The sequence below is a fragment of the Amycolatopsis sp. NPDC051071 genome (assembly GCF_040682875.1).
Taxonomy (GTDB): Bacteria; Actinomycetota; Actinomycetes; order Mycobacteriales; family Pseudonocardiaceae; genus Amycolatopsis.
Genome location: NZ_JBFBBY010000010.1, coordinates 96,578 through 104,275, shown reverse-complemented (window position 1 = coordinate 104,275; position 7,698 = coordinate 96,578). Strand labels below are relative to the sequence as shown.

8 protein-coding genes and 1 pseudogene are annotated in these 7,698 nt (G+C 68.9%); 1 reads left to right on the top strand and 8 read right to left on the bottom strand.

All coding sequences use genetic code 11. The features are described 5' to 3' along the window. Positions 1–155 precede the first annotated feature (155 nt). Genes AB0M65_RS05815 through AB0M65_RS05790 form a run of 6 tightly spaced genes read right to left on the bottom strand, consistent with a single transcriptional unit; the run spans position 156 to position 4,697 of the window. Entirely contained in the window at positions 156–716 is a 561-nt protein-coding gene (locus tag AB0M65_RS05815; protein ID WP_364021998.1) for a hypothetical protein, read from the bottom strand. Positions 717–724: 8 nt separating this feature from the next. Then, the gene (locus tag AB0M65_RS05810; RefSeq protein ID WP_364021995.1) at positions 725–2,098 is read right to left on the bottom strand and encodes a hypothetical protein; all 1,374 of its coding nucleotides are present in this window, start codon (positions 2,096–2,098) and stop codon (positions 725–727) included. Continuing rightward, positions 2,095–2,898: an ABC transporter ATP-binding protein gene (locus tag AB0M65_RS05805; protein ID WP_364022016.1), complete on the bottom strand. Its 804-nt coding sequence runs from the start codon at positions 2,896–2,898 to the stop codon at positions 2,095–2,097. The genes AB0M65_RS05810 and AB0M65_RS05805 overlap by 4 nt, the downstream gene beginning before the upstream one ends. 18 nt (positions 2,899–2,916) lie before the next feature. Then, on the bottom strand, positions 2,917–3,732 hold the full coding sequence (locus AB0M65_RS05800; RefSeq protein WP_364021992.1) for a zf-HC2 domain-containing protein: 816 nt from the start codon (positions 3,730–3,732) through the stop codon (positions 2,917–2,919). After that, positions 3,729–4,271 (bottom strand): RNA polymerase sigma factor, encoded by a 543-nt coding sequence (locus AB0M65_RS05795; RefSeq protein WP_364021989.1) that lies wholly within the window; start codon positions 4,269–4,271, stop codon positions 3,729–3,731. The genes AB0M65_RS05800 and AB0M65_RS05795 overlap by 4 nt, the downstream gene beginning before the upstream one ends. A 54-nt stretch (positions 4,272–4,325) precedes the next feature. Continuing rightward, entirely contained in the window at positions 4,326–4,697 is a 372-nt protein-coding gene (locus AB0M65_RS05790; protein ID WP_364021987.1) for a helix-turn-helix domain-containing protein, read from the bottom strand. A gap of 202 nt (positions 4,698–4,899) precedes the next feature. Between AB0M65_RS05790 and AB0M65_RS05785 the strand changes: the two are divergent. Further along, positions 4,900–5,509: pseudogene (locus tag AB0M65_RS05785) on the top strand (NADP-dependent oxidoreductase). Here the strand turns inward: AB0M65_RS05785 and AB0M65_RS05780 are convergent. Both AB0M65_RS05780 and AB0M65_RS05775 read right to left on the bottom strand, forming a co-directional pair. Next, positions 5,506–6,426: a MazG family protein gene (locus AB0M65_RS05780; protein ID WP_364021984.1), complete on the bottom strand. Its 921-nt coding sequence runs from the start codon at positions 6,424–6,426 to the stop codon at positions 5,506–5,508. The pseudogene AB0M65_RS05785 and the gene AB0M65_RS05780 overlap by 4 nt on opposite strands. Further along, a complete protein-coding gene (locus AB0M65_RS05775) occupies positions 6,423–7,427 on the bottom strand; it encodes a hypothetical protein (protein ID WP_364021981.1) in 1,005 nt (334 codons plus the stop codon). The genes AB0M65_RS05780 and AB0M65_RS05775 overlap by 4 nt, the downstream gene beginning before the upstream one ends. Positions 7,428–7,698 lie beyond the last annotated feature (271 nt).

Below are 7,698 nucleotides of genomic sequence, written 5' to 3'. Positions count from 1 at the left end.
CAGAACCGCACCCGCACATCCCGCCCCAACGGCACACGACCCGCCACCACAACCTCCGACCACAATCGGTGTTGCAACGACCCCGTGAACCCAAGGTCCCCATAGGACACTTTTCGTCCTATGGGGACCCCTCATGACATTCCCGCGCTCCCAGGTCAGCGACGGGCACCGAAGGCCGCGTAGGTCCCGAAGCCGGCCACGGCCAACACCACGGCGGCCCAGGTGGCCGCGGCCACGTCGGCGGGCTGGAAGAGCCAAGTCACCACCAGGCCCACGGTGTCCGTATCCGACGACGCGACCTTGACCACGAAGGCGACCACGAGCGCGACCAGCGGCAACGTCCACCCGAAAGCCCCGCCGAACAACACCGCGGCGATCCCGGCGAGACCGGCCAATCCGGCCGTGTTCCGCACGATGATCTCCACCGGAACCCGCTGTTCCTCCCATAGCCGCGGCAGGAGCACGGCACCGACGCCGAGGCCGCCGATCAGCAGCAAATGCAGGCCACGACGGGGCAGCCACCGGATCGCGGCGGACCGGTCGAGGTCGGCGTCCTGCCCGCTCAGGCCGATGGCCAGCACCGCGACCGCCACCGTGAGCGTCAAGGTGACCGGGACCTGCGACCAGCGGTCCCGCGCCAGGAACCACAGCGCGGCCATGCTCACCACCAGCGCCGCGAACGACGCGGGCATGGCGCGTGAGCGCGCGTACAGCACCGCCCACCTCATCGGGCGCCGCCGAGCAGGATGTCGAGCTGGTTGCCATGGCAGGTCAGGCCCGCCTGCCGCAGCGCGATGATCCGCGAGCGCTGCACGTCGGGCGGTAGTGCCCGGAAGGTCTCCCACTTCTGGACGACCCCGGCCTTCTTCTCCGCGCTCAGCAGACCCCCCTCCGGCATCTTCCACTCACCGAGGAACCAGCTCGCCGTGATCGACCGCGCGGCGAGGTCGTCCAAGTAGTCCACGTTGCCGCTATGGAGGGTGAAACAGCTCGGCGTGCCGGCCCCGGCGAGCAGTGCCCACGTCGCGTCGTTCGTTTTGATGGTCGAGCGGAGCGACCAATCCAGCAGGTCGACGAAGACGGTGTCGGCGGCACGCGGCGGCACCTCGTCATAGGACACCCGCCGATCCATCACCGCGACCTTGACCGGCGCGTCCGGCAGTGTTCCCAAGAGCCGCAACGCTTTCTTGCCGGGCGCGGCGACACGGGCGAGTTCGGACTCCAGCATGCGGGGGACGCAGACCGGGCCGTCACAGACCATCTCCGTCGCGCGCGGGTCGACGGCCTTGGCCTCGGCGAAGGTCGCGGGCAGGATCGGCACCGCGATCGCGGTCGCCACCAGCACGGGGACGACGGCGAGTGCCTTCGCTCGCAGGGAGCGGGCCGCCAGCAAGAGGAATCCGGTCGCGGCCAGCCCGGCGAGCCAGACCCCCTGCCCGAGATCCATCCGGCCCGCGGTGGTTTTGAACGGATCGTTCATCACGTCCATCGCGGGAGAGAGCAAAGAAACCCGGGAGGGGAGCGCGGCGATAAGCACGCTGCCCTCCGACCCGGCGATCTGGAACACGAGCACGGTCACGAGAGCGACGACGGCCACCGCGGGAGCGGTCAGCGGATGCGGAAGCAACCGGCCGATCCCCAGCCCGATCCAGGCACCCGCGAGCATCGCGAGCGCGCCGACCACGACGATCGGCAGCCAGCTGAAGGTGAAGAACGGGCCGTTGAAGAGCACTTGTATCGCACCGACGGCGAAGATCAGCAGATAGCCCAGCACCAGCAGGCCACCCAGCGCACCGGCGAGTTTCGCGGCCCGGTGCCTGCCGGGCCGCGGCATCGTGGTCAGGAGTTCGACCATGCCGGACCGGCTGTCCCGCATGCCTTGGATGGCACCGGCGCCGATCGCGATCGGCCACAGGAACACCAGCAGGAACCGGCTCCACTCCGCGGCGAGCACCCAGTTCTCGTCCCAGGCGAGTGGTTCCCTCGACCACGGCCCGCTGAACGAAAACAGGAACCCGAACGCGACGACGAGGATCGCGAGCGTGGCCCAAGGGGCGATGGAACGGCGGAGTTCGGTCCGCAGGACACGCGTGTTCACCAGTTCCCCCTTCCCGGCTCGTGCCCCAGCAGCGCCGAGTAGCCGCGCTCGATCGGGCTGTCGCCGACGTACTCCTCGCTCCCGGCCGCGGCCAGTTCGTCCGGCGCGCCCTGGAAGACGAGCTTCCCGTTCTCGAACAGGATGACGTCGGTGCAGGCTGTCGCGACGTCCTCGACGAGATGCGTCGAGACGACGACGCAGGCCTCCCGGCCCAGTTCCTGCATGAGGTCACGGAACCGTACGCGCTGCGCGGGGTCGAGTCCGGCGGTCGGCTCGTCCAGCAGGAGGACGTCCGGATCGTTCACGATCGCCTGCGCGATCCCGACCCGTCGCACCATTCCGCCCGACAACGTCTTCATCTTGTCGTCGGCGCGGTCGGCGAGGCCGACCCGCTCGATCGACCGCTGCACGGCGCCTGGAATGTCCTCTCTGGACATCTCCTTGAGCCAGGCGATGTATTCGACGAATTCGCGGACGGTGAACCGCTTGTAGAAACCGAAATTCTGCGGCAGATAGCCGATCCGGCGGCGCAGGCGGCGCTGATCGGTGAACCCCCCGACGGATTCACCGAGCAGCGCCAGCCCTCCTTCCGCCGGCCGGAGCACTGTCGCCAGTGCCCGGATCAGCGTGGTCTTCCCCGCCCCGTTCGGGCCGAGCAGACCGTGCACCCCCGCGCCCAGTTCCAGGTCGAGCCCGTTCACGGCGAACTTGCGTTTGCCGACCCGGACCTTCAGCCCCTCCGCCTTGATCTGCCACGCGTAGGTCGTCGGTGCGACCTCCGCGGCCCCGACAGCACGCATCATGTTCTCCCCTTCGTTTTATCGTTCGGATCCGGTGAACAGGCCGAAGACACTCCGCCGGAGCACCACAACGACCGTGGTGAGCGCGAAAATCGCGCCCCACACCGGAAGCAGCCGGGGTTCGAGCGCGGTGGCATGCCCTTCCGCGGCCACCGCGGGTGCCAAGATCACCGCCACCCAGACCCCGGTGAGGACGTAGGCCGCCCGCACCACCCCGATCAGCCCGCCGAGCGCGAGCGTCCCGGTGGTGAAGGCCAGGCTCGGCAGGAGACCGAGCCCGAATCCGTCACCGCCGAGCCAGCTTGAGAGGGCCTGTATCGGCAAGACGACGGCGAGGACCGCCGTCGTCCGGCGCAGCAGCAGGTAGAGCCCGGCCCTCGGCGTGGAAGTGACGAGTTCGTACGCGGGATCGAGACCCTTGGCCCACGACACCGCGACCCCGAGGACCGGCAGCACCGGTGAGAAGAGCTGGACGAACGAGTAGTCCTCGCTGCTGGTGAACCCGTACCAGTCCAGCAGCAAGCCGACTGCCGGGATCAGGACGATCATCACCAGCCACGGCAGCATCACCGGCGTCACCCAGGTGTGCAGCCGTCCCGCCCACCGGCTCCGCATCGGCCCCTGCCCCGCTTCGGCCAGTTTCGGGCCCAGTCCGGCCCAGACGTCGTCCACCAGCGTCGTCACCGAAGGCGCGCTGAGCACGGCCAGCCTCCCCCGGCATTCCGCGCACGACTCCAGGTGGGCTTCGACCGCCCAAATCGCGTCGCCCGCCAGTCCGTCATCACCGCGGACGTAGCCGGCGAGGAGCGGTTCGGACACGTGTTCCTTGTTCACGACAGCGCCTCCCGCATCGCGATCCGAGCCCGCCTGGCGCGGGTCTTGACGGTTCCTTCCGGCAGGCCGAGCAGGACCGCGGTCTCGCGGACGGTCAGCCCGTCGAGGACCATGGCCCGCAGGACCTGCTGTAGTTCGGGAGCGAGACGGCGCAGCGCGTCACCGACGTGGTCGCCGACGGTTCCAGCCAGCGCCTCCTCCTCGGCCGCCGGCACGACGACGGCTTCCGCGACCGGCAGCGGCCGCGCGTGGTGAGCCCGGCGGCGGAACGCGTCGACCAGCCGCCGCGCGGCGATCGTCCACAGCCAGCCCACCGCGCTGCCGCCGACGGCCGCACCGGCGAACGCGCCGGCCGCGCGCCATACCGCGAGATAGGTCTCCTGCATCACCTCGGCGATGATCTGCTCGTCGGCGCAGCGACGTCGCAGGCGTACGGCCAGCCACGGCGACGTGCGGCGATAGAGCTCCTCGAACGCCGCGCGGTCGCCTTTGGCCGTGCGGCGGACGAGCTGCTCTTCGTCCGGTTCCGTTCCCTTCACAACCGGCAAGACGCCCGGATCGTGCAAACGGTTCTCACCCGGCTGTGTGCCGCGTCACAGCTGCTTCGTCGTTTCGATGGCTTTCTCGTCGTAGGCGTCGCGCGCGGCGAAGATCTGGTCGACGTTCTCGACCGCCCATTCGGCTACCGCGTTCGTCAGCCACCCGACGTCGACGCCGAGCGGAGTGAGGCCGTACTCGACCTTCGGCGGAACGGTCGGGTAGACGTCCCGCCGGATCAGCCCGTCCCGTTCCAGTGAGCGCAACGTCTGTGTGAACATCTTCTGCGTGATTCCGTCGAGCAATCGGCGAAGTTCGCTGAACCGCATCGGCCGCTCATACCGCCGGATCGCGCCGAGGACATACAGCGCCCATTTGTTCGCAAGGACTTCGATGACCGTGCGAGACGGGCAGTCGCGCCCGTGCACAGCGACCCATTCTTCGAAATTCGCCGCTCAGCGAAGGTACCCATAAGGTACCTAGATACCATTCAAGTGCCTACTTCCCAACCGGTACCGCAGGTCAACATGCTCATTTCATGCGAATGATCAAGCAGTTCACCTTCGGCGGACCCGACGTTCTCGGCATCGTCGAAGCCGAGAAGCCCGTTCCCGGCCGGGTCAGGTCCTCGTGCGTGTCCACGCCGCGGGGGTGAACGTCCACGCGGCGACCCTCCCGATCGCGGCGCTGACCGCTTGGCAGCCCCTGACCCGGCTCTTCCCGGTCGGTCCAGGACACCGGGTGCTCGTTCACGCCGCGGCGGGCGGGGTCGGCCATCTCGCCGTCCAGATCCCGAAGGCACGCGGTGCGTACGTCATCGCGACCGCCCGCGAAGCGAAGCACGAGTTCCTGCGCGACCTCGGCGCGGACGGACTGATCGACTACACGACCAGCGATTTCGCGAAATCGCGGAACGTCGATCTCGTGCTGGATCCGATCTCGGGCGACTACGGCCCCCGGTCTCTGAACACGCTCAAACCGAGCGGTTCCCTGGTGGACATCGTCGGGCACGGTCCGGATCGGACGGAGGTCCGCCCGGAAAGCGGACGAACTCGGCCTGCGTTTCACCGAGTTCTACGTCACCGCGTCCGGAGCGGATCTGGCGGAAATCGCGAAATCGGCCGACGCGGGTTCACCGCGGGTTGCGGTCGCCGGCGTCCTGCCACTCGAAGAGGCGGCGACGGCCCACGAACTCAGCGAGTCCGGACGCGTTCGCGGCAAACTCGTACTGACGATTTAGCTGGGCCAGAGCTTGCGCCAGCCGTCGGCCTCGAGCGTCGTCGGTTCGAGTCCGGCGTCGCGGGCGGCCTGTTCGGCTTCGCGAATGTCGCGAGCGAACTGCTTCGCGACGGCGCGAAGCGCGTCTTCGGGATCGAGTCCGGCCCGGCGGGCGGTGGCGGCGACCCGGAACAGCTGGGCCGCCGCGTCGGAACCTTCGGGGAACAAGTCGAGCGGGATCCCGGCGCGGCCGCTGCGCTGCCCGAGTTTCCCGGCCAGCGCCACCGCGGGCTGACCGAGCGCGACGCCGTCCACAAGGGACTGACGGCGTTTCTCCGCCTGCTTCAGCTCTTCCCACTTGAGGTTCTGATGGTCGACGCTCTCCACACGTGGGGCGTCGGTGAATACGTGTGGGTGACGTCCGACGAGTTTCGCGACCAGTTCGGACGCGACCTCGTCGATCCCGAACGGGTCGGCCGGATCCTCGGCGGCGACGCGAGCGTGGAAAAGGACCTGTAGCAGGACGTCGCCGAGTTCCTCGCGCAGTGCGGCGCGGTCGTTCTCTTCGATCGCGTCGAGAAGTTCGTAGGTCTCCTCGACGAGGTACTGGCGCAGCGACTCGTGTGTCTGGACGGCGTCCCACGGGCATCCGCCCGGCGAGCGGAGCCGATCCATCACCTCGACGGCCTCCACCAGCGGCGGGACCGATGCTTCGAGCACCCGGGCGCCCGCCCTGATCAACGACGCGGCCTTCGGCTCATTCCGCGAACCCGCGATGAGCACGACGTCACGCACCTGCTCGTCACCGAACGCGGGCACGCCGAAAACGACGGGATCGATATCCGAAGCCGCGTAGACGGCTTCGCGGGCGCGCAAGATCGGGAGCGCCGCGGCGGGCAGTGTCGCCCCACGGGCGATCACGACGACGGCAGCGGTCACCTCTGCTGCGGGGTGGCACCGTGCACAGGCAGCACGATGCCCTTCTTCGAGGATTCGTTGGGCGCGAGGTCCATGCCCACAACATCCCACACGCCGTAGCGCGGATTCACCGTGAGGTCGATCTGGTCGAGGTACGGCTGCAGGAACCGGATACCGACCTTGCCCAGCTGCTGAGCAGTGGGCGGTGCCTCCTGGTCGACGGAGACCGGCTTCTCGGCTGCCCGCTCGCGCACGGCGACCACGAGCCACTCCGGCCGTTCCGGCGTCGGCTGGAAGGCCGTGACGGTGTTGACCGGGCTGCCGAACATGACGGTCGACGCGAACGCGGGCGACTGCGCGGCGGCCGCCTTGTCCCCGAGACCCGCCCGCTGGGAGTCGCCCTGCGCCTCCTGGGCCACGGCCTTCGCGGCGGCGTCCGGCGACGCGGCGATCTGACGGGCCTTCTCGAACGCCTGCTCACGCAGGTCCGCCGGGTTGGGCGTGGCGCCCTCGGGTGCGGACACCGCCAGGTGATCGACGGTGACGACGAGCTTGCCGATGTACTTCATCGCGAGCTGGGTCTGCACCGCGGCGTCGACGAGGGAGTCGCGGTGATCCCGCACGCGCGCCACCAGCTGCTGGACGTTGGCCCCGAGGTCTCCCTGCTGCACGGCCCCCATCGGCGCCGCCAGCGGATCCTTCTGCAACGCGGCCACGACGAGGGACTCGTCGACCTGGACACCCTCACGCTGGGCGGCGCGCTCCGTGAGCTCGTGGAGGACCTCCTGGCGCACGATCTCGCGGCCGACCAAGTCGAGCTTGTGTTCCTTGGCGAGCTGTTGCCCGTACGGATGCTCACGGACCGCCTTGTCGATCAGCTGCTGCACGCGATCCACCGAAACGGACTTGCCGTCGATGAGCACCGCCGCACCGACCTGCCCGGGTCCGGCGTTGCAGCCGGCGAGGAGGAGAGAACCGGCAAGAACCCCGACCAGCGCACGACGGCGCCCCATGATCCGCATCACAGCGCCTACCCTCTCATACCGGCTCCGGCGAGAGAACACATCGCCGCCTTGTCGCCGGGACAAACCCCGTGTCAACGAAGTGAAAGCCACCGGCTTGCCGTAGCGGCGCCGTCGCCGATATCCGGCAATCAGCGGTGCCCGGTCAGGAAACGCCGACGTGTCCCTGGCTCCAGGCCGGACAGAGACGCATTCGGAAAGCCCGTTCCAGCAGCGATTTCGTCTCGGTGAGACCGGTAGCCGCCCTTCGAGCTCCCGGGGTTGTCGGAGA

Bases quoted from the DNA above. Each gene is read 5' to 3' on its own strand.
- AB0M65_RS05805 (WP_364022016.1), bottom strand. From the start codon at position 2,898: ATGCGTGCTGTCGGGGCCGCGGAGGTCGCACCGACGACCTACGCGTGG.
- AB0M65_RS05775 (WP_364021981.1), bottom strand. From the start codon at position 7,427: ATGCGGATCATGGGGCGCCGTCGTGCGCTGGTCGGGGTTCTTGCCGGT.